Origin of the sequence: Streptomyces sp. NRRL B-1140 (assembly GCF_001280065.1) — a bacterium.
Classification (GTDB): Bacteria; Actinomycetota; Actinomycetes; order Streptomycetales; family Streptomycetaceae; genus Streptomyces.
Window position 1 is genome coordinate 97,796 of the sequence record NZ_LGEA01000101.1, and the last position, 25,222, is coordinate 123,017.

The window sequence follows — 25,222 nt, forward strand, 5'->3', positions numbered from 1 at the left end:
CGGGGTTACTCCCCGGCCGCCGCGTCCGCCCGCTGGGCCCGCAGGGCGCGCTCGACGCCCGCGCGGGACTCCGAGACCAGGCGCCGCAGGGCCGCGCTCGGCTCGGCGGAGTCCAGCCACGCGTCCGTCCTGTCCAGGGTCTCCTGCGACACCTGGACCGTCGGGTAGAGACCGACGGCGATCTGCTGGGCCATCTCGTGGGAGCGGGACTCCCAGATGTCCTTGACCACCTCGAAGTACCGGTCCGCGTACGGAGCGAGCACCTCACGCTGGTCGGTCTGGACGAAGCCGCCGATGACCGCCTCCTGCACGGCGTTCGGCAGCTTGTCGGAGTCCACGACCGACGCCCACGCCTCGGCCTTGGCCTCCGCGGTCGGGCGGGCCGCACGGGCCGTGGCCGCGTGCCGCTCACCGGCGGCCGTCCGGTCCCGCTCGTACTCGCCCGCGATCTCCGCCTCGTCGAACCGGCCGACCGCCGCGAGCCGCTGCACGAACGCCCACCGCAGCTCCGTGTCGACGACCAGACCCTCGATCGTCTGCGAGCCGTCCAGCAGCGCGTCCAGCACGTCCAGCTGCTCCGGCGTGCGGGCCGTCGCCGCGAACGCGCGCGCCCACGCCAGCTGGTGGTCGCTGCCCGGAGCCGCCGCCCGCAGGTGCGCCAGCGTCGCGTCCGTCCAGCGGGCCAGCAGCGCCTCGCGGGCGGCCGGGTCGGCGTACAGGTCGATCGCCAGCTTCACCTGGCGGTGCAGCGACTGCACGACACCGATGTCGGACTCCTTGCCGATGCCGGACAGCACCAGCGACAGGTAGTCACGGGCCGCGAGCTCGGCGTCCCGCGTCATGTCCCAGGCCGACGCCCAGCACAGGGCGCGCGGCAGGGAGGACTCGAAGTCGCCGAGGTGCTCCGTGACGAAGGCCAGCGACTGCTCGTCCAGACGGACCTTCGCGTACGACAGGTCGTCGTCGTTGAGCAGGACCACGGCCGGGCGGCGCTCGCCCACGAGCTGCGGCACGGCGGTCAGCTCGCCGTCCACGTCCAGCTCGATCCGCTCCCGGCGGACCAGCTTGCCGCTCGCCTCGTCGAGGTCGTACAGGCCGACGGCGATCCGGTGCGGGCGCAGCGTCGGCTCGCCCTTGGCACCGGCGGGCAGGGCCGGGGCCTCCTGGCGGATGGCGAAGGCCGTGACGACGCCGTCGGCGTCCGTCTCGATCTCCGGGCGCAGCACGTTGATGCCGGCCGTCTCCAGCCAGGCCTTCGACCACGACTTCAGATCACGCCCCGAGGTCTCCTCCAGGGCGCCCAGCAGGTCCGACAGGCGCGTGTTGCCGAACGCGTGCGCCTTGAAGTACGCCTGCACGCCCCGGAAGAACTCGTCCTCGCCGACGTACGCGACGAGCTGCTTGAGCACGCTCGCGCCCTTGGCGTACGTGATGCCGTCGAAGTTGACGAGCACGTCGTCGAGGTCGTTGATCTCGGCCATGATCGGGTGCGTCGACGGCAGCTGGTCCTGGCGGTACGCCCACGTCTTCATGGAGTTGGCGAACGTGGTCCAGGAGTGCGGCCAGCGCGACTCGGGGTGATCCGCCTGGCAGGCGATGGACGTGTACGTGGCGAACGACTCGTTCAGCCACAGGTCGTTCCACCACTCCATGGTCACGAGGTCGCCGAACCACATGTGGGCCAGCTCGTGGAGGATGGTCTCGCCGCGCACCTCGTACGCCGCGTCCGTGACCTTCGAGCGGAACACGTACTGGTCGCGGATGGTCACCGCGCCCGCGTTCTCCATCGCGCCGGCGTTGAACTCCGGCACGAACAGCTGGTCGTACTTCTCGAACGGGTACGCGTAGTCGAACTTCTCCTGGAACCACTCGAAGCCCTGCCGGGTCACCTCGAAGATGGCGTCCGAGTCCAGGTACTCGGCGAGGGAGGGACGGCAGTAGATGCCGAGCGGGACGGACTGGCCGTCCTTCTCGTACACGCTGTGCACCGAGTGGTACGGGCCGACGATCAGCGCCGTGATGTATGTCGAGATGCGCGGCGTCGGCTCGAAGACCCAGACGTTGTCCTGCGGCTCGGGCGTCGGCGAGTTGGAGATGACGGTCCAGCCCTCGGGGGCCTTCACGGTGAACTGGAACGTCGCCTTCAGATCCGGCTGCTCGAAGCTCGCGAACACCCTGCGGGCGTCCGGCACCTCGAACTGGGTGTAGAGGTAGGCCTGGTCGTCGACGGGGTCGACGAACCGGTGCAGGCCCTCACCGGTGTTGGTGTACGCGCAGTCGGCGACGACCCGGAGGATGTTGCGCCCCTGGAGCAGGCCGGGCAGGGCGATCCGGGAGTCCGCGAAGACCTCGGCCGGGTCGAGGGAGTCTCCGTTCAGGGTCACCTCGTGCACGGCCGGCGCCACCAGGTCGATGAACGACTCCGCGCCGTTCCCGGCGGTCACATCGAAGCGCACCGTGGTCACGGACCGGTAGGTGCCGCCCTCCTGCGCGCCGGAGAGGTCGAGTTCGATCTCGTACGAGTCAACGGCGAGCAGCTGCGCCCGCTGCTGCGCCTCTTCGCGGGTCAGGTTTGTGCCAGGCACGCGGTCATCTCCTCGTTATGGGTGGGTTGCGTCATCTTTCCACGGCGGCTCGGCGTCAGGCGACGACCCGGGGTTCTGCTAGGGATACCCCTCGGGAGGCCAGGGCCCGGGCGGGGCTCGCCTGATCCACGGAGGCGTCCGGGTCCGCCCCCGGGTGCGGGAACGCGACGTCCGGATCCCGCCGGTGACACGGCCCCGTGCGAGCCAGTCTGAGGAGTATGACGACGACCACGTACACCGCACGCGCCATCCCCCCGCGCGCCCTGAAGGAGCTGCGCTCGACGGACGACGCGGGCCGCCCCGCGGCCCCCTTCACCGACACCGAGGGCGGCGCGCCCCTGCGCTGCTGCCTGCGACGCAGCGAGCCGGGCGAACGCATCGCCCTGGTGTCCTACGCCCCGCTGCGCCGCTGGGCCGCGGAAACGGGCGCCGCTCCGGGCGCCTACGACGAACAGGGTCCGGTCTTCCTGCACGCCGAGGAGTGCGAGGGCCCGGCAGGCGACGCCCTGCCCTTCACGAACAGCCATCGCACGGTGCGCCGCTACTCGGCCCAAGGGCACATCCTCGGCGGGAGGCTGGTCCGGGAAGCCGGCGCCTTCCAGCAGGCCTTCCGGGAAGCGTTCGACGACCCGGCCGTGGCACTCGTCCACGTCCGGGCCGTCGAGTACGGCTGCTTCCTCTACGAGGTGCGAAGGGCCCCCGCGAGGGACAGGGACTAGCCCTTCAGCTCCGCCGCCACCAGCTCCGCGATCTGCACCGCGTTCAGGGCCGCGCCCTTGCGGAGGTTGTCGTTGGAGACGAACAGGGCCAGGCCGTTGTCCACCGTCTCGTCGCGGCGGATGCGGCCGACGTAGGACGGGTCCTTGCCGGCGGCCTGGAGGGGCGTCGGGATGTCGGAGAGCTCGACGCCCGGGGCGTCCTTCAGCAGCTCCGCCGCGCGCTCCGGGGAGATCGGACGGGCGAAGCGGGCGTTGATCTGCAGGGAGTGGCCGGAGAAGACCGGGACGCGCACGCAGGTGCCGGAGACCTTGAGCTCGGGAATCTCCAGGATCTTGCGGGACTCGTTGCGGAGCTTCTGCTCCTCGTCGGTCTCGTTCAGCCCGTCGTCGACGATGTTGCCGGCCAGCGGCAGCACGTTGAAGGCGATGGGGCGCTTGTAGACGCCCGGCTCGGGGAAGTCGACCGCTTCGCCGTCGTGGGTGAGCTTCTCGGCGTCGGCGACGACCTTCTGCGTCTGCCCGTGCAGCTCGGCGACGCCCGCGAGGCCGGAACCGGAGACCGCCTGGTACGTGGCGACGACCAGGGCCTGAAGGCCCGCCTCGGCGTGCAGCGGACGCAGCACCGGCATCGCGGCCATGGTCGTGCAGTTCGGGTTCGCGATGATGCCCTTGGGACGGTTCTTGATCGCGTGCGGGTTGACCTCGGAGACGACGAGGGGCACCTCCGGGTGCTTGCGCCACGCGGAGGAGTTGTCGATCACCACGGGACCCTGGGAGGCGACCTTTTCGGCCAGTGCCTTGGACGTGGCGCCGCCCGCGGAGAACAGCACGATGTCGAGGCCGGTGTAGTCGGCGGTCGCCGCGTCCTCGACCGTCACGCCGTCCAGCTGCGACCCCGCGGAACGGGCCGAGGCGAACAGGCGCAGCTCGGTGACCGGGAAGTTCCGCTCCGCGAGGATCCTGCGCATGACCGTGCCCACCTGTCCGGTGGCTCCGACGATTCCGACCCTCACGGTGACTCCCTCTCCTGCGTCTCTTCACGTACTCGTTGCTTGGCCGAGGCTTTTCCATCATGCGGCCGACCACGGCCCGCCTGTCCACTTCTTTCCCCGGTCTGCCCGGAGAGTGGGACGGCTCGTCCCACTCCATGGTTGCGGACCTGCGGTGTCGACCCCGCTGAGCTGGAGGAATTCGTCCGGCAGGGGTCGTGCGCCGCAAGCTCGCCTGCCCATGCCGGTCCCGGCCACACGGAAGTGTGATGTACGCCTCGGCCCAATCCGGCCGGATCCGGGCGGGCCGCGACGGAACCAGGCCGAAAGACCACCGAACGTTCCGGGCCGTCCCGGCGTCGTAGGAGAAACACGGCTAGGGGGTGGCTTGTGCTGTTGCGCGGGAGGGCCCGGCGCGCCCGGGAGGCGCACGCCGGGTCCGGCGACGTTCCGCCGAGACAGGGCGATCGCCGCGGCGAGACCGATCCGCTGGACGCGGCACAGGAACGCCGGGTACGGGCGGTGCTCGCGCTCGGCGGGGTGCCGCAGGCGGACCTGCCGGACGGGGTGCAGCAGGTCCGCCTGCGGCTGCTGGAGCGGGCCGCGAGCGGCCGGGAGGCGCCGCGGGACGTCTCGGCGTGGGCGGCGGTCGTCGCCTCCAACCTCGCGATGGACTGGCACCGGGCCAAGCGCCGCCAGGAGCGGCTCGGGGAGCGGCTGGCCGCGCTGCGCCAGACGGAGCATCCCTCCGGCGAGGACAGCAGCGTGCTGTCCGTCGCCGTCGCCCAGGGCCTGGACGAGCTGCCCGACGCCCAGCGGCAGGTCGTCGTCCTGCGCTTCTACGCCGACCTGCCGGTCCGGTCCATCGCCGAGCAGCTCGGCATCCCGGAGGGCACGGTCAAGAGCCGGCTGCACACGGCGGTACGGGCCCTGCGCGCCCGCCTGCACGAGGACGAGGTGGTGTGACATGACCGCCCCACAGGACCAGGCCGGGCGCGACGGGACCGATGCGCTGATGGCGGCGATCACCGGCGAGGCGCCACCGCGCGAGGCCCGTGCGAGCGAGGCGTTCATGGCCGAGTACCGGGCCGTGACCGCCGACGTGGGGGTGCTGCGCGAGCAGCTGGGCCTCCTCGGGCACGCCCTCGCCGAGCCCGCGCAGGCACCCGGAACCGAGACCGGCGGCGGCGCCTCCGTGACGCCACTCGCCTCGCGCCGCAAGCGGCCCGAGCCCCTGGCCGTGGCCGTGAAGGGCCTCGTCGCCGCCGTCGGGGCCAGTCTCGTGATCGGCATGGGCTGGCTCGTCGTCCAGAGCGGCGGCATGAGCGCCGGGAGCGATCAGGGCGGGTCGTCCGCCGCCGACAGCAGCGCCGGGCGGCCGCACGCCGAAGCGGGCGCCAAGCTCGGCCACGCCGGGTATCTGGCCTGCGCCCGGCTGGTCGTCGAGGGCACAGTCGCCGAGGTCGAGACCGTTCCCGGTACCGGCCAGGACCGGATCACCCTGGACGTGACGCGCTACTACAAGCCCGACAAGGGCCGGGCACGGATCACCTTCCCCATGGAGACCGGCTCCGAGCCCTCCCTCCGAGCAGGTGACCACATGCTCGTCGGTGTCTCCGGCGACCAGGCCCACCCGGACATGTGGGCGACGGGGGAGAAGGAGATCGCCCGCGACCGGGCGTGGATCACCGACGCGCTGCCCGCCTCGCGCGCCGTTCCGTGCCCGTGAGGAGCAACAGGAAGGGCGGGCGCCCCTACGGACGCCCGCCCCACCGATGCCGTGTTGCCGTTACGGCAGAACCTTCTCGATCTTCACGCTGCCCAGGCCCGCGACCGTGCCGCGGGCGTTGACCAGCTGGACCTGGCCGAAGAACTCACGCCCCTCGGGAGCGGCCGCCGCGGCGGTGACGCTGCCCGAGACCGTGGCGGAGTCGCCCGTGCCGAGCTTCACCGGCGCCGACCCGTCGACCGTGACGCTGCCGAGGGAGGGGGAGAAGAACACGTCCCGGTAGTCGTACGCGGTGGTGCCGGCCGGCACCGAGTAGCCGACGACCTCGATCGAGTACTTCCCGGCGGCCGGGGAGGGGATGGAGACAGACTCCTCCGAGTCGCCGTCGGCGGAGCTGCCGACCTGCGTGCCCGACGCGTCGTACACGGCGAGGTCCAGGTCCGCGGCGTTGTCCGAGACACCGCCGATGGCGACGTCCAGCGACTTGGCGCCCGCGGGCACCTCGACCGTCGTGGTCTGCTTCTCGCCCTGCTTGATCGAGGGGCGGGCCACCTTGGCCGAGCCGAGCGGACCGCCCGCCAGCTTGCCGTCGAGTGCGGCGAAGCCGTTCGTCACCTTCCAGGAGGCGGTGGCCGGGGTGCCGACCTTCGCCTCGGGCACGGTCACGGTCTCCGGGTCGAAGGCCGCACCGAGCACGGCGACGTCCAGCTTGTACGGGTTGTCCAGCAGCGGCGACGTACGGCGCGACTCGACCTCGATCTCCCAGACGCCCGGCTGCGGGTCGGCGTACGAACGCACGTCCGGGCGGCAGGTGTTGGCCGGGTTGTTGTAGTTCGGGTAGCAGTTGACCGTCGACGCCGGGTCCGACGGCGTGCCGTGCGGGTGGATGGAGATGAACCGGGTCTGGCTCTTGTCCTTCAGCCCGCTCATCGCGACCTCGAGGGTCTTGGCGCCCTCGGGGACGGTGACGAAGTAGTGCTGGGTGCTGTTGCGCTGCACGGAGTCCGAGGCGGAGAAGGTGTACTTCAGCGGCGCGGAGACCACGACCGTGCCGAGGACCTGCTCGTCGATGCCCTCGGTCTTCGGGTCGTCGACCTCCAGGATCGCGCTCTTCAGGCCGGCGGACTTCGGCGCGGCCTGGACCTTGACGGTCACCGGCTGGTTCAGCGGCAGCCTCACCTCGTCGGAGCCGACGATGCGGAACGTGCCGCCCGCGTTGTTCTCGAAGTGCAGCTCGTGGCGGATCGCCTTGTCGGCGCCGGACGTACGGGTCAGGGTGATCTCGTACGTCTTCTTCTGCCCGGCCTTCAGGCCGCCCTCACGGTCGTACAGGCCCGTGCCGAAGCCCGGGGTCTTCAGGAACTGGTCGATCGCGGTGTCGACCGGCGCCTTGACCGAGTAGGTGTGGGCGGTGGCGTCGTCGCGGATCGCGTCCCAGGCGTCGGGGATGTTCATGAGGCCCACGCCCTCCTCGTACGCCTGCACACCCTTGATGTGGTCGGCGGTGGAGGTGAGGGCCGTGCGCAGGGTCGCCGGCGTGAGGTCGATCTTCTTCTGCTTCGCGGCCGAGATCAGCAGCGCCGCGGCGCCCGTGGCCTGCGGGGAGGCCATCGAGGTGCCCTGCAGCATCGAGTAGCCGGCCGGCAGGGAGTAACCCGCCTCTGCGACCGGGGAGCCCGGCAGCCAGGTCTGCGTGGTGTTGATCGCGGCGCCCGGGGCGACCAGGGTCGGCGTGAAGCCGCCGTCCTCACGCGGGCCGCGCGAGGAGAACGGCATCATCGCGTACTTCTTCTCCACGACCGAGCCGTAGTTGGCGGCCCAGGTCTCCTTGGAGACGGACGCGCCGACCGAGATGACCTTGTCGGCCAGGGCCGGGTCGCCGATGGTGTTGGCGCCGGGGCCGGAGTTGCCCGCGGAGATCACCAGCTGGACGCCGTAGGTGTCGATGAGGCGTGTGTACAGCTCGGCGCGCGCGTTGTTGCCGTCGTTCAGCGCCGGCAGACCGCCGATGGACATGTTGACGATGTCGACGCCGCGCTTGGTGACGAGGTCGATCATGCCCTCGGTGAGCGCCACGTTGGTGCAGCCGCCGGACCAGGTGCAGGCGCGCGAGGAGACCAGCTTGGCGCCGGGGGCGGCACCGTCCATCTTCCCGCCGAACAGGCCGTTGGCGGCGGTGATGCCGGCGACGTGCGTGCCGTGCTCGGACTCGATGACGCCGATGTTCACATAGTCGGACTTCTTGCCGACCCAGGAACCGCCCAGCGGGTCCATGGGCACGTCCTTGCGGATCTCCACGACGAACGGCTGCCGCTCGGCGACGTCGGTCTTCGGGTCGTCGGTGCCGAACCACCCGACCTGCCGGCCGTCCTTGTACGGCTTCATCGGCTCGTCGTCGGCGAAGTCGTTGTTGTTGTTCAGGTCGACCCGGACCGTGCCGGTCTTGGCGTCGTACAGCACGCCCCAGGCGTCGGTGGTGTCGCCGTCGCGGTTGGCGTCGCCCTTGGCGTCGCCGCCGGCGGTGTACGACTCCTTGAAGAGGCTGACGGCGTAGGAGCCCGCCGGTGCCTTGTACGACTGGCCCTGGTAGCTGAAGGCCGGGCCGGACACGGCCGTGACCATCGGGCGCCAGGTGTTGTCGTTGTCGATGATCGGGTCGGTCGCCGTCACCCAGTCGACGATCTTCCGCTCACCGGTCGTCGTCTTCTGCAGCGCCGGGTGGCCGAGGTCCACGCCGGAGTCCAGGATGCCGATGGTGACGCCGCGTCCGTCGGCCTTCGGGTGATCCTCGACGAAGTCGACCGCGCCCGTCTCGAACGAGGGGTTGTACGGGTTCTCGGCGGGCGTGTTCTTCCCCGGTGCCGGGTACGTGCCCTGCGCGGCCTTCGCACCCTTGGCCGTGTCCGCGCTCGGCGTCGGGTCGTCCAGCGGGATCTCCTCGCGCAGGTCGATGCCGTGCACGGAGGACAGCTTCGCGGCGGCGGCGATCGCCGAGTCCGCCTTGGCGGTCGGGACGGTGGCCCGGACGTAGCCCAGCTTGTCGTCGGCCCGGCCCACCGAGCCGCCCTTGACCGCGTCCAGCTCTCCGGCGACCTGCTCGGTCTTCCCGGGCGCGGTGGCGATCATCATCGTGACGGTCTTGTCACCGTCGGCCTTGGCCTCCGCGAGCAGATCCGCGTCGTCCGAACCGAGCTTGGTGTGCGCGGACTTGACGCCGGGGTCGGCGGGGGCGTCCGCGCCCGGTCCGTCGGCGGAGAAGGCCATCGGGATCGGCCCGGCCGCGGAGAGCGCGGCGACGAGACCGGCGGCCACGGCGATGCGGGCCACACGTCTCGGGCCCGATATCTGATCGCGCGGGGTGGGAGGGGTCATCGGCATCCCTTGTAGGTAAAGGAACGAGCGGGAAACGACCGGGGTCGATCGGCCCTGGTCGCACGGGCCCGAACGGCAGGCCCGGACGATCGCACAGCTTTACGCAAGGTGAAGTCCTTTGGGGAGGGTTGACCCAAACGAAATGGATGTATGGGGAAAACCCGCGATGCGATTTGTGGACATCAGTCCCGAAGGTGGTGAAGAAATCGGTTAACGTCCCGGAGTGAGACAGAAGTTGAGGGTGGCGGCCTACGCCATATGCGTCCGGGACGGACAGATCCTGCTCGCCCGCTCGCCCGCCTGGGACGGCACGCTCGAATGGGTCGTGCCGGGCGGCGGCATGGAGCACGGTGAGGATCCCTACGACACCGTCCGGCGGGAGGTGGAGGAGGAGACCGGGTACCGCATCGAGGTGACCGGGCTGCTCGGCGTGAACTCCTCGCACAGCGTCTTCCGCAACGGCTTCGGAGCCCCCGTCGACCACCACGGCGTCCGGCTCGTCTACGAGGGCCGCATCATCGGCGGTGAACTGCGCAACGAGGTGAACGGCTCCACCGACCTCGCCGCCTGGCACGACCTGGACGCGGTCCCCGGGCTGGTGCGGATCTCGATGGTCGACATCGCGCTGCGGATGTGGCGCGAACGCCCGGTCACCGGACGGCTGGCGGACGCCGTGGAGTAGGTGCGGTACCCCGGAAGATGAACGCCGCGTGACCGGCTCCGGGCCGCATCCGGAGCAGGCGGCGACGTGCGGGGCGGTCCGAGATCCACGTTCGGTGATCGGCGCTGCGCGTTGCCGCCTCGTTCACGCGCAGGTCATTCCCGCTGCGAACGATCCAGTACGAGCGAGGTGTTCACGTCGTGAGCGCCCCGCGACCACTGCCGACGCGTTCGCACTCGGGGAGAGAAGCGCATGTCGCGCACACGCTCAGTCGCCGGCTCCGGCCAGGGCATCCACCGTCGTTCCGTCCTCGCCGCCACCGGTGCGGTCGCCCTGGCCGGGGGTGTCGGCTACGCCCTGCGGCCCAGCGACAGCCAGGCCGCCACGGGCACCCAGCAGGCGACCGAGGCCGTCGCCGCCTCCTCGCGGCAGGCACCGGCCGCGCCGCTCGCCCCTTACACCAAGGGCACCACCGTGGCGAACGTCGCCACCCCGCGCGGCGCCTCCGGCTACCGGCGCCTCGGGGACGGCCCCGGCTGGAGCAGAGTCGTCCGCTCCGACCTGGCCGCGCCCCAGTCGGGCCGTGCCGGACGCCGGACCGCGCTCGCCGCGTTCGTGCAGCTCACCGATCTGCACATCATCGACGCGCAGCACCCGCTGCGCCTGGAGTACCTGCGCTCGGCCGACATCCACGCCTGGCGGCCGCACGAGGCGCTGACCGTGCAGGGCGCGATCGCGCTCGTGGAGCGGATCAACGCACTGCGTGGCGCCCCCGTCACGGGCGCCCCGCTGCACTTCGCCATGACCACCGGCGACAACACCGACAACAACGCCAAGTCCGAGCTGGACTGGTACCTGAAGATCATGAGCGGCGGGCGCATCACACCCAACACCGGGGACCCGCGCCGCTACGAGGGCGTCCAGAACAGCGGCCTCAAGCAGTACTGGCAGCCGGACGCCGCCGTCCGCGACAGCGACAAGCAGGCGGGTTTCCCCCACCTCGACGGTTTCCTGAAGGCGGCGATCCGTGAGGTGCGCAGCCCCGGCCTCAACCTGCCCTGGTACTCGACCGTCGGCAACCACGACACCCTGCCGATGGGCTGCTACGCCTCGCACGGCGACTCCTACCTCACCGAACTCGCCGTCGGCGGCAAGAAGCTGATGAACGTGACCGCGGCCGAGGCGCGGCAGCTGCAGGCGCAGATCAAGCAGGCCGCCGACCCCAAGGGCGTCCGCTACCACGACTTCCTGAAGTCCCACGCCCGCTCCATGCGGTCGGTCACCCCCGACGAGAGGCGCGCCCCTTTCACCCCGGCCGAGTACGTCGAGGCGCACCTGGACCCGGCCCACCGCGGCCTCGGTCCTGCCGGACACGGCTACTCCTCCGCCAACCTGGACGCGGGCACCCAGTACTACGCCTTCCGCATCTCCGACGACGTCATCGGCATCAGCCTGGACACCACCGACTCCGGCGGCCACTACGAGGGGTCTATCGGCACGGCCCAGCTGAAGTGGCTGGACAAGACGCTGCGGGACAACAAGGACTCCTACGCGGTGATCTTCAGCCATCACACCAGCAAGACGATGACGAACCTGCGCAGCGACCCGGCGAGGCCCGACGAGCGCCGCCACGACGGCCAGGAGGTCCTCGCCCTGCTCGGCGGCCACCCCAGGGTGCTCGCCTGGGTGAACGGGCACATCCACAAGAACGTGATCACCCCGCACGCCCTGGCGGGTGGCGGCTCCTTCTGGGAGATCTCCACGGCCTCCCATGTCGACTTCCCGCAGCTCGCCCGGGTCATCGAGCTGACCGACAACAAGGACGGCACCATCTCCCTGTTCACGACCCTGGTCGAGTCCTCGGCCCCGCACCGCACGGACTTCTCCGACCTCTCCCAGACCGGCCTCGCGGCGCTCTACCGCGAGCTGTCCCTCAACGCCCCCGGCGCGAGGACGACCCTCGGCGGCGACCCGAAGGACCGCAACACGGAGCTGGTGCTGAAGAAGGCCTGAGACCCGTTGCGTCGAGGCGGAGTTCTGCGGCCGGTAGGGCCCCGGGCACGAGGAGGGGCCGCCGGTGTGCCCCGGCGGCCCCTCCTCTCCCCTCCTGGTGTTGTCGCGGCTCGTCACTACCGGGGCAACACCACGACACACGCGGCCGGTTCGCGGTCGGCCGAGGCCATCAGGGCCGTGCGGATCACCGTCGCCTGCTGCTCCGGGGCGTCGCGCAGCTTCCTCGGCGTGATGTGGACGACCGTGATCCCCAGCCGCTCCAGGTGCTCGCGCTTGCGGGCGTACTCCGACCACAGGGCGTCGTCGTCCTGCCGGGGCGCCCGGGTGTCGAGCTCCACCGCCACCGCCTGGTCGGGCCAGTACGCGTCGACCCCGCCGAGGTAGGGGCCGCCGGGCAGGCGCAGGTCGACGTTCCAGACCGGGTCGGGCAGGCCGTACTCGCCGATCATGCGGTACAGGCGGTCCTCGGCGCGGGCCCGGCCCTCCGCGAGCAGGGACTCCACCGCGTCCACCACGTGCGGGCGGCTCAGCAGCTGGGCCCGGTTCAGCTCGCGGACCACCGCCGTCGGGTCGCAGTGGGCGCCCCGGACCGCCTCCGTGAGCAGCCGGCGCACGGTGACGGCGTCGGCCAGTTCGGCCACCGCGTCGGCCAGCGCGCGGGCCACGGGTGCCACCGGCACCCCCGTGACCTGTTCCGGGTCGGGCACGACGGGCGTGCGGACGATGCGCGCACAGCCCGTGGAGCGCAGCCGCCGCATCCGCGGGACCAGGACGTCGATCGCCTCCAGGGACGGCAGCGGGGGAGTGGAGGAGAAGCCGTGCAGCGTCAGCGCGGCCAGGCCGGTGATCATCACCTCGGGGTAGGCGGGGGCGTGCGGCCGGCTCGCGCCGGGCTGGGCGGGCACCCCGGTGCCGCGCTCCCGCGCCGCGTACATCAGCACCGCGTGCAGCCGCTCCTCGCTGGTCGGCGGGCCCGGGTGGAGCAGGACGACGCCCGGGAGGAGCTGCTGCCAGGGGCCGCCCGCACGGCACTGCTCGTTCGTCTCGGCCGTGGAGACACCGTGCGCGCGGAGCTCGGCCGTCGTCAGCACGCGGGGGCGGCCACCGCCGGACAGGTCGTGCAGCGGGCGGGGGGAGAGCGGGGTGTTGTGGGTCATGACTGGCAATTTCCCGCGTTCCGACCCTCTTTGAACCGCTGTTACGAGTCCGTCGACAATTACGGACAACCCGGCACTAAAGGACGGATGTTCGGTTGCCGAAAGCCCCTGGTCCGTTCGGGTGCGGACCAGGGGTTACGGCTCGGAGGCACTTGTCTCGTAACGAAGGCGGAACGCCCCGATCTCAGGCCAAAGCTACTGGTCAGCGGCCTCGTCGCACGCCTGTCCGCGCAACGCGCGTGCCAGATCGTCACGGGATTCCAGCACCAGCCGACGCAGCGCCGGGGCCGCCTCCTTGTGGGCGTCCAGCCACGCGTCCGTGGCGTCCAGCGTCTCCTGCGACTGCTGGAGTGAGGGGAACAGGCCCTGCACCACGTGCATGCCGATCTGGATCGACCGCTCGGCCCACACCCGCTCGATCGCCGCGAAGTACTTCCCGGCGTACGGCGCGATCAGCTCCCGCTGCGAGCCCTGGGAGAAGCCCGCGATGGTCGCCTCGACCATGGCGTTGGACAGCGCGTCCGACTCCACGACCTGCGCCCACGCCTGCGCCTTGACCGCCTCGGACGGGCGGGCGGCCAGACAGCGCACCTGGTGGCGCTTGCCGGAGGCCGTGTCGTCCCGGGCCAGCTCCTCGGCCAGGGCCTTCTCGTCCACCACCCCGTGCGCGGCCAGCGGCTCCAGGAACACCCAGCGCAGCTCCTGGTCCAGTTCGAGGCCCTCGACCGTCGCCGTGCCCGCGAGCAGGTCCCCCAGCAGTGCGAAGTCCGCCTCGGTGGTGGCCGTCCGGGCGAAGAAGCGCGCCCAGGCGAGCTGGTGCTCGCCGCCCGGCACGGCCGCGTACAGCTCGCGCCGGGCGCCCTCGGCCAGCAGCGCCGCGGCCGTCTCGCGCCGGGCGGACGCCGTGTAGTGGGTGACCGCCGACTCCGCCCACGCGTGCAGCATCTGCACGACGCCGATCTCGGACTCGCGCCCGCCGAACCGCAGCACCATGTCCACGAAGTCCCGCGCCGGGAGCAGCGCGTCACGCGTCATGTTCCACAGCGCCGACCAGCACAGGGCGCGGGCCAGCGGGTCGGTGACCGCTCCCAGGTGCTCGCGCAGGGTCGCCAGCGAGGTCTCGTCGAAGCGGATCTTGCAGTAGGTCAGATCGTCGTAGTTGACCAGGACCAGGTCGGGAGCCTCGGCGCCGGCCAGGTCCGCCACGATCGTGCGGGCGCCGTCGACGTCGGTCTCCACGCGCGCGTAGCGCTCCAGCGTCCCGCCGTCCGTGACCCGGTACAGGCCCACGGCCACCCGGTGCGGCCGCAGCTCCGGGTGCGACTCGGCCGCCTCCTGGACGACCGCCAGTTCCTCGACGCGGCCGTCCGCGTCCAGCAGTACCTGCGGGGTCAGCGCGTTCACCCCGGCCGTCTGCAGCCAGGACCGCGACCAGGTGCTCATGTCCCGGCCGCCGGTCTCCTCCAGCACCGACAGCAGGTCACCGAGGCGCGTGTTGCCGTACGCGTGCCGCTTGAAGTAGCGCCGGGCGCCCTCCAGGAACGCCTCCTCACCGACGTACGCCACGAGCTGCTTCAGCACCGACGCGCCCTTGGCGTACGTGATGCCGTCGAAGTTGAGCTTGGCGTCCTGCAGGTCGCGGATGTCCGCCGTGATCGGGTGCGTCGATGGGAGCTGGTCGGCGCGGTAGGCCCAGGCCTTGCGGCGGTTGGCGAAGGTGATCCAGCCGTTGACGAAACGGGTCGCGCCGACCAGGGAGAACGCGCCCATGAAGTCCGCGAAGGACTCCTTCAGCCACAGGTCGTCCCACCACTCCATGGTGACCAGGTCGCCGAACCACATGTGCGCCATCTCGTGCAGGATGACGTTGGCCCGGCCTTCGTAGGACGCCTGCGTCACCTTCCCGCGGAAGATGAACTCCTCCCGGAACGTCACCAGCCCCGGGTTCTCCATCGCGCCCAGGTTGTACTCGGGCACGAACGCCTGGTCGTACTTGCCGAACGGGTACGGGAAGTCGAAGTGGTCGTGGAAGAAGTCCAGGCCCTGCTTGGTGACCAGGAACACGTCGTCGGCGTCGAAGTGGGGCGCGAGGCCCTTGCGGCACAGGGCGCCGAGCGGGATCTCCAGCGTCGTGCCGTCCGCGAACGTACGCGCGTAGGAGTCCGTCACGTAGTGGTACGGGCCCGCCACCACACAGGTGATGTACGTCGAGATCGGCTTGGTCTCGGCGAACCGCCACACCCCGTCGGTCTGCTCACCGGCGCCGTTGCTCCACACCGTCCAGCCCTCGGGGGCCCGCACCTCGAAGCGGTAGGGGGCCTTCAGGTCGGGCTGCTCGAAGTTCGCGAAGACCCGGCGGGAGTCGGCCGGCTCGTACTGCGTGTACAGGTACACCTCGCCGTCCTCGGGGTCGACGAAGCGGTGCAGACCCTCGCCGGTGCGGGAGTAGGCGCACTGGGCGTCGACCACCAGCTCGTTGTCCGCGGCCAGGTCCTCCAGCGTGATCCGGGAGCCGTCGAAGACCTCTCCGGGGTCCAGATCACGGCCGTTGAGCGAGACGGCCGTCACACTCGGCGCGATCAGGTCCGCGAAGGTGCTCGCCCCGGGCTCGTTGCAGCGGAAGCGGACCGTCGTGACGGAGCGGAAGGTGCGGGGCCCGTCACCCTGGTCCTCGCCGACCGCCGAACGCAGGTCGAGGGACACCTCGTACCCGTCGACGCTCAGCAGGGCGGCCCGCTCCCGGGCCTCGTCGCGGGACAGATTCTCACCGGGCACGGGCGGCACTCCTCAGATGTCGTGGGGCACGGCTGAACAGGACCGATCCTGCCACGCGCACCTGACACGGGGCAGCCGGGAATGAGGCGAGCGCACACCGGCGTTGCCGGAGAAACGGTTGCCTTTCGAGGAGAGACATGTCGGACAAGACCCCCGTCGACTTCTGGTTCGACCCGCTGTGCCCCTGGGCCTGGATGACCTCCCGCTGGGTGCTGGAGGTGGAGAAGGTCAGGGACATCGAGGTCCGCTGGCACCTCATGAGCCTCGCCGTCCTGAACGAGAACAGGCTGGACGAGCTGCCCGAGGAGTACCGCGAGCTGCTGGAGACCAAGGCGTGGGGCCCCGTCCGGGTCGTCATAGCGGCGCAGCAGGAGCACGGCCCCGAGGTCCTCGGCGACCTGTACACCGCGCTCGGCACCCGCATCCACAACCGGGCCGAGGGCCCCGGCAAGGAGACCGTCGCCGCGGCCCTGAAGGACGTCGGCCTGCCCGAGTCCCTCCTGGAGCACTGGGACTCCACCCCGTACGAGGCGGAGCTGCGCGCCTCCCACAAGGAGGGCATCGACAAGGTCGGCCAGGACGTCGGCACCCCGGTCATCGCCGTGCCCGGACCCGACGGCGAGCAGATCGCCTTCTTCGGCCCGGTCGTCACCCCGGCCCCGCAGGGCGAGGAGGCCGGCCGCCTGTGGGACGGCACCCTCGCCGTGGCGTCGGTCCCCGGCTTCTACGAGATCAAGCGCACTCGCACCAAGGGCCCGGACTTCTCCAACCTGTAGGGATCACCGCGAGGCGTCGGCTCCCGGGTTCTGCAACTCCTCCGGGAGCCGGCCCCCGCCGGCCTGGTGGTCCCAGGGCTGATACCACCGGCAGCCCGCGGCGGTGCAGCGCCACAGGTCCGTGCGGTTCGTCCCGAGTGCTTTGCGCTCCTCGGGCTTGAGCGGTGTGAACACTTGCGTGCCGCTGCCCTTGCAGGTCGGGCAGTGCTTGTCCTTGAAGAACATCAGCTCCTCCTCGCGATCACCGCCAGGTCCGGGAAGTCGGTCACGACCGCATCGACCCCCATGCGGTAGTACAGCGCGTATTCGGCGAAAGCGTCCCCGAAATCGTTCGCTCCGCTCCCGCGCCGGAACCGCTCCGGCAGGAACTGGTTCTCCGCGCGGAAGGTGTACGGCCCGATCCGCAGCCCCGCCGCGTGCGCGTCCGCGACGAGCGAGGTGCCGACGAGCGACGCCTTGTCCGGCCCGATCCAGTCCGCGTACGCGGCGATCTCCGCCAGACCCGTCGGCGTCATCATGTCCCGGTAGGTCCGCCCGGGCAGGTCGTACGGGCCGCCCGTGGTCCCCAGGGCCTGCCACAGCGGTACGCCGAGGTCCGTCATGCGCCGCAGGCTCGTCGGCTCGAAGGACTGCACCACGCACTCGCGCCGGCCGAGCCGGTTGCGGCGGATCGCCGCGGCCAGCTTCGGCTCCAGCGGCAGGCCGATGGACCGGAAGTACGTCGGGTGCTTCGTCTCCGGGAACACCGCGATCGTCCGGCCGTGCTCCCGTGACAGCCGCCGTGCCAGGTCCACGACCTCCTGGAAGGTCATGACCTGCGCACGCCCGTCGAAGACGGTGTTGCGGTTGCGGACCGCGGGCAGCCGCTCCACCGCCCGCAGCGTCTTGAGTTCGGCCAGCGTGAAGTCCTCCGTGAACCAGCCGGTGACCGCCCGCCCGTCGACCGTCTTCGTCGTACGGCGGTTCGCGAACTCCGGGTGCCGGGCCACGTCGGTGGTCTGGGAGATCTCGTTCTCGTGCCGGACCACCAGCACATGGTCCTTGGTCGGCACCAGGTCCGGTTCGATCCAGTCGGCGCCCGTCTGTACGGCGTACGTGTACGAGGGCGCCGTGTGTTCCGGGCGCCAGCCGGCCGCGCCGCGGTGACCGATGACCACCGGGCCGCCGCTCTCGCGGGGTCCGGCCGCCGCCGCGGTGGCCGTCGCGGCCGTGGCGGTCCCCGCGGCCGCCGCCAGCAGGAGGGATCTCCGTCCGAACTGCATGCAACTCCCCTTCGTCGAAGGCAGATTCACCGACGTGCCCGGGCCCGCGCCCCGGCCAGCCGGTCCAGGTGCTCCTCGTAGCCCCTCGCGTAGAACGCGGCCCGCTCCGGGTCCGGCTCGACCACCGCCGTCGGTGCCGTCCACGCCTCGGTGTCCAGCGGCACCCCGTACCGTCCGGCCGCCGCCAGGACCGCGCCCCGCGCACCCACCTCGCCCTCGACGACCCGCAGCGGACGCCCGAGCACGTCGGCCAGCAGCCGCATCCAGGCGGAGCTGCGGGTGCCGCCGCCGCAGACCGCCAGGCTCCCGGTGAGTCCCGCCGCCTGGAGGCAGTGCCGGGCCGCGTACCCGATGCCCTCGCAGGTGGCGCGGACCAGGTCCCCCCGCGTCGACTCCAGGCAGACGCCGGTGAGTTCGGCGCGCAGCCGCGGTTCCACGAACGGGGCGCGTTCGCCGGAGGGCGCGAAGTACGGCAGCACCGAGACGCCGTTGGCGCCCGGCGGGGTCCCGGCCAGCAGACCGTCCACCTCGTCGTGCCGCACTCCGGTCGTCGACAGCACCCAGTCCAGCGCCGCCGTGCCGACCATGGCGGGCATGGCGCGCAGCCAGTCCCCGGGCCGGTCGGTGGAGATGTACAGACCGGCCGGCTCCCCGGTCAGGTCGAGTTCGGTCGTGGCGACCAGACTGGCCAGACAGGTGCCGACGATCAGCAGACCGTCCCCCGGGGACGTCACCCCGGCGCCCAGCGCGCAGGCCGGCAGATCGTACGGCCCGTTCGCGATGCGCGTGCCCGGCGGCAGCCCCTCGCCGCGCGTCTTCGCGGTCGCCACCGGGTCGCTGACCGGGGCGAGCAGGCCCCGGCGGTGCGCCAGCCCCAGCACCTCGACGACCCGGTCGTCGTACGTCCGGGTCCGCGGGTCCAGGAAGGGCATGGAGGCGTCCGACACATCCGTCGTCGCGGCGGCTCCCGTCAGCCGCTGGAACACCATGTCCTTGCAGTACAGGGCGGCCTTCGCGGCATCCAGCGCCTCCGGTTCGTGACGGTCCAGCCAGGCCAGCAGCGGCCCGGGGCAGCCGGGGAACATCGCGCTGCCCGTGCGCCGGAACACCGTCTCGACCGTGCCGTCCGCCAGCCAGCGGCCGACGAGTTCGTGCGCCCGCCCGTCCATCCAGGAGGCGGCGGGCCGCACCGGCCGGCCCTCGCCGTCCACCAGCCACACCCCGTCGCCCTGCCCGGTGAGCCCGGCCAGCTCGACGGGCTCGTCCACGGCGGAGGTCAGCGCCTCCAGGACCGCGACGACCGCCCCGTACACCTCCTCCATGTCCTGCTCGACGACCCCGCCGTGCAGGTCCAGGCTCACCGGCCGGCACTCCACGCCCAGTTGCCGGCCCGTGGTGTCGAAGGCCGCCGCCTTGACCATGGACGTCCCCACATCGATGCCGACGTACATGCGGCTCTCCTCCCGGTCCTCAGGTCAGACAGTGCGCGAGCGGCTCCCCGCGCACCCAGCGGCCCACCTCTTCGGCGGCGATCCGGGCGGCCTTCTCCGCGACCGCCCGTGACGCCCCGCCCAGGTGGGGGGTGAGGACCACACGGTCGGCGAGTCCCAGCAGCCGGGACCGCGCGGGCAGCGGCTCCCGCTCGTAGGTGTCGAGGGCCGCCGCCGACACCCGGCCGCTCTCCAGCGCGTCGCACAGCGCCTCCTCGTCCAGCAGCGGGCCCCGGGCCACGTTCACCACCACCGCGCCGGCCGGCAGCAGCCCCAGCTCCCGGGCGCCGATCAGCCCCCGCGTCTCGGGGGTGAGCCGGGCGTGCAGGCTGACCACCTGGGAACGGCCCAGGAGTTCGTCCAGCGAGCTGACGCGCAGACCGTGGATCTCGCCGTGCACATACGGGTCGTGGACCATCACCCGCGCCCCGAACGCGCACAGCACGCGCGCGACCCTGCTGCCGACGGCCCCGTACCCGACGAGCCCGACGGGCAGGTCCTCCAGCTCCAGTCCGCTCCGCTCGTACGTGTAGTACGTCGCCCCTTCCCAGCTGGCCCGCCCGGCGAGCGGCTCGTGGGCCTGGGGGATGCGGCGCAGGGCCGCCAGCATCATCCCGACGGTGAACTCCGCGGTGGCGGCGGCGTTGCGCCCCGGCGCGAAACACACCCGCACATCACGGGCTTTGGCCGCGTCCAGGTTGACGTTGACCGGCCCGCCCCGGCACACCACGACCAGCCGCAGATCGGGGCAGGCGGCCAGGACCTTCTCGGTGACCGGTCCCATCTGCGTGACCAGGACCTCCGCACCGGCCAGCGCCTCGATCACCGCGTTCTCGGCGTCACTGGCCTCCTGCACCTCCGCGACCGGCCCGAACGGCTCCAGCGGCCAGCCGAGCCGCAGTTCCGTCACATCGGCCCGCTCCACCTCGTGCTCCACCGCCCGCGTGATCAGCGACGGCAGGACGAAGTGGTCACCGGCGGCCACGACACGCACGCTGTTCCGGTCGGTCATCGCAGTGAGTCTCCTGTCTCGGCGTCGAAGACATGGGTGTGCCGGGGGTCGGCGGCGACCTCGACCCGCTCGTCGTGGGCGAGCCGCACCTCGGGGTCGGTGAGGACGACCAGATGCCGTTCGACCCCGTCCAGGGCGAGGGTCGCCAGGCCCGACTCCAGGAGCGGCTCGTGGGCGACGACCCGGGCGGGCAGCCCGCCCTCCCCGGTGAGCCGGACGTCCTCGGGGCGGATCCCGACCACCACCTCCCGCCCCCGCTCCACCGGCACGGGCAGCGCGACGTGCACGGAGTCGGAGAGGCGGGCGTGGCCGTCGCCGCCGGAGATGCCGGGCAGCAGGGTGATCGCGGGCTCGCCGACGAAGTCCGCGACGAACACGTTGGCCGGGCTGTCGTAGATCTCGTAGGGGGTGCCGAGCTGCTGGATGACGCCGTCCTTCATCACGGCGATCCGGTCGGCGAGGGAGAGGGCCTCCTCCTGGTCGTGGGTGACCAGGATCGTGGTGTGGCCCAGGTCCTTCTGGATGCGCTTGAGTTCACGACGGGTGGTATCGCGCTGGGCCGCGTCCAGGTGGGAGAGCGGCTCGTCGAGGAGCAGCACGTCCGGTTCGCGGATCAGGGCCCGCGCCAGCGAGACCCGCTGCTTCTGGCCGCTGGAGAGACCGGCCGGGCGGGCGTCGAGGAGGCCGGTCAGACCGACCCGCTCGGCGATGTCCTTCACCCTGCGCTCGACGTCCCCCCTGGAACCCCGGGCGGCCTTGCGCCGGGCCTTCAGGCCGAACGCCAGGTTCTCCGCGACGGACAGCGGCGGGTAGAGGGCGTAGTTCTCGAACGCGACCCCGATGTTCCGCTCCTGCGCTCGCCGTTCGACGACCGACGCCCCGCCGACGAGGATGTCCCCGCCGGTGACGGACTCCAGCCCGGCGATCATCCGCAGGGTGGTCGACTTGCCGCAGCCGGAGGGCCCGAGCAGCCCGAGCAGCTCCCCGGACCGCAGGCTCAGGTCGATGCCGCGTACGGCCTCCACGGACGGCCGCCCCCGCGACCGGTAGGTCTTGCGCAGCTCACGTAGCTCCAGTCCCGTTCCGCTCGCCATGGTCGCCCTTCGTCGCGCAAACCTCGTAACGGACCTTGTGCTCGTCCAGATCCCGCAGTGCCTCCGGCGTCGCCCCGTCGCCGACGAGGACCGTGTCGAAGCGGGACAGCGGGACGACCCGGTGCAGGGCGACCCGGCCGAGCTTGGTGTGGTCGATCAGCAGGACGTTGCGTGCCGCCGCGTCGAGCATCGCCCGCTTCACGGACACGATGTGCTGCTCCTGGTGGTAGGCGTACCCCCCGTGCACGGCCGACGTCGACGCGAAGCACACGTCCACCCGCAACTGCTCGACGGCCTCCACGCACGACACCCCGAGGAACGAGGAGTGCAGCGGGTCGTAGTCGCCGCCGAGCGCCATCAGATGGATGCCCCGCTGGTCGGACAGGAGGTTGATGGCCTCCAGGAAGTTGGTCACGACCGTCAGCGGGGTGACCTCGGCCGTGCGCAGCCGCCTGGCTATCTCCAGCGTGGACGTGGAGTCGTCCAGCAGGATCGCCATGCCGGGCTCCACCATGCGCAGGGCGTGCTCGGCGACGGCGGCCTTCTCGGCGCGCATGGTCTTCAGCCGGTACTGCACGTTCGACTCGAAGACCCCCGAGGGCTGCGCGGTCACCCCACCCCGGAACTTCCGTACGATGCCCTGCCGTTCCAGCTCGTCGAGGTCCCGGTGGATGGTCATCAGGCTCACCCCGAACCGCTCGGCGAGCTCCGAGGCCGTCGCCGAGCCGTCGGCGAGCACCTGCTCGGCCATGGCGGCCTGGCGTGCCGCCGGCCCCTGCTGTCCACCACTGCTGTTGCTGCTCATGACTCGGTCTCTATCCGTCGTCCCGGTCGCTCCGGCCGGTCGGCCTCGAACAGCAGCAGGTTCTCAGGCCGCACCACGAGCCGTACCGGATCGTCCGTGCGAAGGCGCGCCGCGTCGTGCCGGGGGGCCACCAGCGACACCCGCTGCTCCCCGGTCCCGAGCCGGACGGTGACCTCGACGGACCGGCCGAGCACCTCGGTGACGTACACGGTCCCCGTCAGCTCGTGCCCGTCGCCGTGCAGGGCGATGTCCCGGGGCCGCAGACCGACCAGGACGTCCGTGCCGGGGGCGGCCCGGGGGCGGACCGGCAGTTCGACCCCGCCGTCCGCGCGCACGCCGCTCTCCGTCACCACACCCGGCAGCAGATTGATCCGGGGCCGGCCGAAGGCCCGGGCGACCTCGGTGTCGTGCGGCGCGTACCAGATCTCCTCCCGGGTGCCGGTCTGCACGATCCGGCCCTCCCGGATGACCCCGATCCGGTCGCCGAGCGCCAGTGCCTCGACGGAGTCGTGGGTGACGTAGAGGGTGGTGGTGTGCTGCACGGCCCCGATCGCCTTCAGCTCGGCCCGCATCTGCTGGCGGAGCTTGGCGTCCAGGTGGGACAGCGGCTCGTCGAGCAGGAAGGCCCGGGCGGGCCGGACCAGGACCCGGCCGAGGGCGACGCGCTGCCGCTGACCGTTGGACAGCTGCCCGACGGGCCGGTCCAGCAGCCCGGAGATGCCGAGCAGTTCGGCGATGGCGCCGATGCGCTGCCGGGCCTCGGCGGCGGGCAGCCGGTGCCGGGGCGAGCGCAGCGGCGAGGCCAGATTGTCGTAGGCCGAGCGGTGCGGGTAGAGGGCGTAGCTCTCGAAGCACATCGCCACGCCCCGGTCGTACGGTTCCACCCCCCGCATGTCGTCGCCGTCGAGCAGGACGGTCCCGGAGTCGGGCTGTTCGAGTCCGGCGACGGTCTTCAGGGTGGTGGTCTTGCCCGCGCCGGACGGTCCGAGCAGACAGAAGAACTCGCCTTCCCGCACGTCCAGTTCGAGGCCGTCGAGCGCGAGCGTCTTCCCGTACGCCTTGTGTATCCCGCTCAGCCGGATCAAGACTTCACCGCCCCGAACGACAGCCCCCGCACCAGATACCGCTGGATCGTCAGCGCCAGCAGCAGCGGCGGTACGACCGACACCAGGGCGGCGGCGGCCGTGAGGTTGTACTTGGGCCGGTCCCCGCCGAGGAACGACAGGGCCCCCACGGTCACCGTCTGGGCCTCGTTGGAGGTGAGGATCAGCGGGAAGACGAAGTTGTTCCAGGCGAAGATGAACGCCAGCAGCGACACGGCCGCGATGCCCGGCTTGACCAGCGGCAGGGCCACCTTGAAGAAGGCCTGCTTGCGGGTGTAGCCGTCCAGCAGGGCCGCCTGTTCCAGCTCGGGTGTCAGGTCGGCGAAGTAGGACCGCATGATCCACACGATCAGCGGCAGCGTGACGAGTTGCAGTACCCACACCATGCCGACGTACGTGTCGAACAAGCCGAGCTTCTGGTACAGCACGAACAGCGGGATGATGACCGTCAGTTCGGGTGCGAAGCGGAACGACAGCAGCGTGAACATCAGGTTCTCGGAGCCCTTGAACCGCCACCGCGCCGAGGCGTACGCCGCCGGCAGCCCCACCACCAGCGACAGCGCGACCGCTCCGACCGACACCACGAGGCTGTTGACGAAGAACCGCACGAACGGGATGCCCTCGCTGTCGCCGAGGACGGTCCGGTAGCCGTCGAGGGTGGGGGAGAAGGAGAAGTAGGTGGAGAAGAGCTGGTCGGCCGGCTTCAGCGACAGGATCACCATCCAGGCGATCGGGAACAGAGCGAAGACGAAGTAGAGGATCAGGGCGGCGTCGCCGAGCCACCCGAGGAGGCGTCTGTTCATGTGGTGACCTCCGCGGCCTTCCGCTGGATCTTCCCCAGGTGCTTCACCAGCACCATCGCGGCCAGGTACACCACGGCCCACAGCACGATCGTGTAGCTGATCCCGAAGGAGTACCGCTGGAAGCGGATGGCCTCCAGGTAGGCCCGGATCTGCAGGACGACGGTCGCATCCCCCGGCCCGCCCTCGGTCAGGGCGTAGATGATGTCGAACACCTTCAGCGAGTCCATGAACCGGAAGATCACCGCGACCAGGACGTACGGCCACAGCATCGGCAGGGTGAGCCGCCGGAAGGTGTACCACCACCCCGCGCCGTCCACGGCCGCCGCCTCGAACGGGGAGGCGGGCAGCGACCGCAGACCGGCCAGGGCGAGGATCGCCACGAACGGCGTGTAGACCCACACGTCCACGGCGATCGACGACAGCAGTGCGCCCGTCGGCGTGTCGGTCCACTGCACGCCGCCCAGGCCGACGGGTTTGAGCAGGTGGTTGACGACACCGACCGACGGCTGGAGCATCAGCTTCCAGATGATCGCCGCGATCACCGGCGCGATCATCAGCGGCAGGATCAGGATCTTCTCCAGGACCCGGCCGATGATCGTCGACCGGTGCAGCAGCAGGGCGACGGCCACGCCGAGCACGGTCTCGGCGAGGGCCGCCCCGACGGCGTACAGCACGGTCACCCATGCCGAGTTCCAGAACGCCTCCTGGGTGAAGACGGCTCTGTAGTTCTCGAACCGCACCATGTCCGGCTGCGGTGTGCTCGCCGAGAAGTCGAACAGCGTGTAGTACAGACCGAGCCCGAAGGGGTAGAGGATCCCGCAGGTCAGCAACAGGGCCGGGACGATCAGGAGGTACGGCCGCAGCGCGAGCCGCATGG

General features: G+C 71.3%; 20 protein-coding genes. 6 read left to right on the forward strand and 14 right to left on the reverse strand.

The genetic code is table 11. From position 1 onward, the window contains the following. Positions 1–5: 5 nt before the first annotated feature. Positions 6–2,585, reverse strand: a complete 2,580-nt coding sequence (pepN, locus tag ADK65_RS20570; RefSeq protein WP_053671783.1) for an aminopeptidase N — start codon at positions 2,583–2,585, stop codon at positions 6–8. Positions 2,586–2,803: 218 nt separating this feature from the next. Here pepN (ADK65_RS20570) and ADK65_RS20575 point away from each other — a divergent pair, with 218 nt between their 5' ends. After that, positions 2,804–3,304: a DUF1203 domain-containing protein gene (locus ADK65_RS20575; RefSeq protein ID WP_053671784.1), complete on the forward strand. Its 501-nt coding sequence runs from the start codon at positions 2,804–2,806 to the stop codon at positions 3,302–3,304. Here the strand turns inward: ADK65_RS20575 and ADK65_RS20580 are convergent. Beyond that, positions 3,301–4,317, reverse strand: a complete 1,017-nt coding sequence (locus ADK65_RS20580) for an aspartate-semialdehyde dehydrogenase (RefSeq protein WP_053671785.1) — start codon at positions 4,315–4,317, stop codon at positions 3,301–3,303. The genes ADK65_RS20575 and ADK65_RS20580 overlap by 4 nt on opposite strands. A gap of 369 nt (positions 4,318–4,686) precedes the next feature. Here ADK65_RS20580 and ADK65_RS20585 point away from each other — a divergent pair, with 369 nt between their 5' ends. Continuing rightward, positions 4,687–5,259: an RNA polymerase sigma factor gene (locus ADK65_RS20585; RefSeq protein ID WP_199825673.1), complete on the forward strand. Its 573-nt coding sequence runs from the start codon at positions 4,687–4,689 to the stop codon at positions 5,257–5,259. A gap of 1 nt (position 5,260) precedes the next feature. Then, positions 5,261–6,022 carry a hypothetical protein gene (locus ADK65_RS20590; RefSeq protein WP_053671786.1) on the forward strand — a complete coding sequence of 254 codons (762 nt, stop codon included), beginning with the start codon at positions 5,261–5,263 and terminating at the stop codon, positions 6,020–6,022. 60 nt (positions 6,023–6,082) lie between these two features. Here ADK65_RS20590 and ADK65_RS20595 read toward each other — a convergent pair whose 3' ends face one another. Further along, on the reverse strand, positions 6,083–9,394 hold the full coding sequence (locus tag ADK65_RS20595; RefSeq protein WP_053671787.1) for a S8 family serine peptidase: 3,312 nt from the start codon (positions 9,392–9,394) through the stop codon (positions 6,083–6,085). Positions 9,395–9,617: 223 nt separating this feature from the next. On the opposite strand from ADK65_RS20595, the gene ADK65_RS20600 reads away from it, so the two are divergent. Both ADK65_RS20600 and ADK65_RS20605 read left to right on the forward strand, forming a co-directional pair. Next, the gene (locus tag ADK65_RS20600) at positions 9,618–10,076 is read left to right on the forward strand and encodes an NUDIX hydrolase (RefSeq protein WP_234352920.1); all 459 of its coding nucleotides are present in this window, start codon (positions 9,618–9,620) and stop codon (positions 10,074–10,076) included. A gap of 231 nt (positions 10,077–10,307) precedes the next feature. After that, positions 10,308–12,068: a TIGR03767 family metallophosphoesterase gene (locus ADK65_RS20605; protein WP_053671789.1), complete on the forward strand. Its 1,761-nt coding sequence runs from the start codon at positions 10,308–10,310 to the stop codon at positions 12,066–12,068. Positions 12,069–12,184: 116 nt separating this feature from the next. Here the strand turns inward: ADK65_RS20605 and ADK65_RS20610 are convergent, their stop codons facing one another. Both ADK65_RS20610 and pepN (ADK65_RS20615) read right to left on the reverse strand, forming a co-directional pair. Further along, on the reverse strand, positions 12,185–13,225 hold the full coding sequence (locus tag ADK65_RS20610) for a hypothetical protein (protein WP_053671790.1): 1,041 nt from the start codon (positions 13,223–13,225) through the stop codon (positions 12,185–12,187). Positions 13,226–13,420: 195 nt separating this feature from the next. Continuing rightward, the gene (pepN, locus tag ADK65_RS20615) at positions 13,421–16,000 is read right to left on the reverse strand and encodes an aminopeptidase N (protein WP_053671791.1); all 2,580 of its coding nucleotides are present in this window, start codon (positions 15,998–16,000) and stop codon (positions 13,421–13,423) included. A gap of 137 nt (positions 16,001–16,137) precedes the next feature. Here pepN (ADK65_RS20615) and ADK65_RS20620 point away from each other — a divergent pair, with 137 nt between their 5' ends. Next, positions 16,138–16,776, forward strand: a complete 639-nt coding sequence (locus tag ADK65_RS20620) for a DsbA family protein (RefSeq protein ID WP_053671792.1) — start codon at positions 16,138–16,140, stop codon at positions 16,774–16,776. Between the two features lie 3 nt (positions 16,777–16,779). Here the strand turns inward: ADK65_RS20620 and ADK65_RS20625 are convergent, their stop codons facing one another. From ADK65_RS20625 to ADK65_RS20665, 9 genes are read right to left on the reverse strand one after another with little or no spacing between them, the layout of a single operon-like run. Beyond that, entirely contained in the window at positions 16,780–17,001 is a 222-nt protein-coding gene (locus tag ADK65_RS20625; protein ID WP_053671793.1) for a hypothetical protein, read from the reverse strand. Beyond that, entirely contained in the window at positions 17,001–18,038 is a 1,038-nt protein-coding gene (locus ADK65_RS20630) for a glycerophosphodiester phosphodiesterase family protein (RefSeq protein ID WP_053671794.1), read from the reverse strand. The genes ADK65_RS20625 and ADK65_RS20630 overlap by 1 nt, the downstream gene beginning before the upstream one ends. A gap of 26 nt (positions 18,039–18,064) precedes the next feature. Continuing rightward, positions 18,065–19,489 carry an FGGY-family carbohydrate kinase gene (locus ADK65_RS20635; RefSeq protein ID WP_053671795.1) on the reverse strand — a complete coding sequence of 475 codons (1,425 nt, stop codon included), beginning with the start codon at positions 19,487–19,489 and terminating at the stop codon, positions 18,065–18,067. A 19-nt stretch (positions 19,490–19,508) separates the two neighbouring features. Next, positions 19,509–20,540, reverse strand: a complete 1,032-nt coding sequence (locus tag ADK65_RS20640; RefSeq protein ID WP_053671796.1) for a 2-hydroxyacid dehydrogenase — start codon at positions 20,538–20,540, stop codon at positions 19,509–19,511. After that, positions 20,537–21,634 (reverse strand): ABC transporter ATP-binding protein, encoded by a 1,098-nt coding sequence (locus ADK65_RS20645; RefSeq protein WP_053671797.1) that lies wholly within the window; start codon positions 21,632–21,634, stop codon positions 20,537–20,539. Before ADK65_RS20645 ends, ADK65_RS20640 begins: the two co-directional genes overlap by 4 nt. Continuing rightward, positions 21,603–22,439: a DeoR/GlpR family DNA-binding transcription regulator gene (locus ADK65_RS20650; protein WP_053671798.1), complete on the reverse strand. Its 837-nt coding sequence runs from the start codon at positions 22,437–22,439 to the stop codon at positions 21,603–21,605. The genes ADK65_RS20645 and ADK65_RS20650 overlap by 32 nt, the downstream gene beginning before the upstream one ends. Continuing rightward, on the reverse strand, positions 22,436–23,524 hold the full coding sequence (locus ADK65_RS20655; protein WP_053671799.1) for an ABC transporter ATP-binding protein: 1,089 nt from the start codon (positions 23,522–23,524) through the stop codon (positions 22,436–22,438). Before ADK65_RS20655 ends, ADK65_RS20650 begins: the two co-directional genes overlap by 4 nt. Continuing rightward, complete coding sequence (locus ADK65_RS20660; protein ID WP_053671800.1) at positions 23,521–24,345, reverse strand: carbohydrate ABC transporter permease; 825 nt, start codon at positions 24,343–24,345, stop codon at positions 23,521–23,523. Before ADK65_RS20660 ends, ADK65_RS20655 begins: the two co-directional genes overlap by 4 nt. Next, complete coding sequence (locus tag ADK65_RS20665; protein WP_053671801.1) at positions 24,342–25,220, reverse strand: carbohydrate ABC transporter permease; 879 nt, start codon at positions 25,218–25,220, stop codon at positions 24,342–24,344. The genes ADK65_RS20660 and ADK65_RS20665 overlap by 4 nt, the downstream gene beginning before the upstream one ends. Positions 25,221–25,222 lie beyond the last annotated feature (2 nt).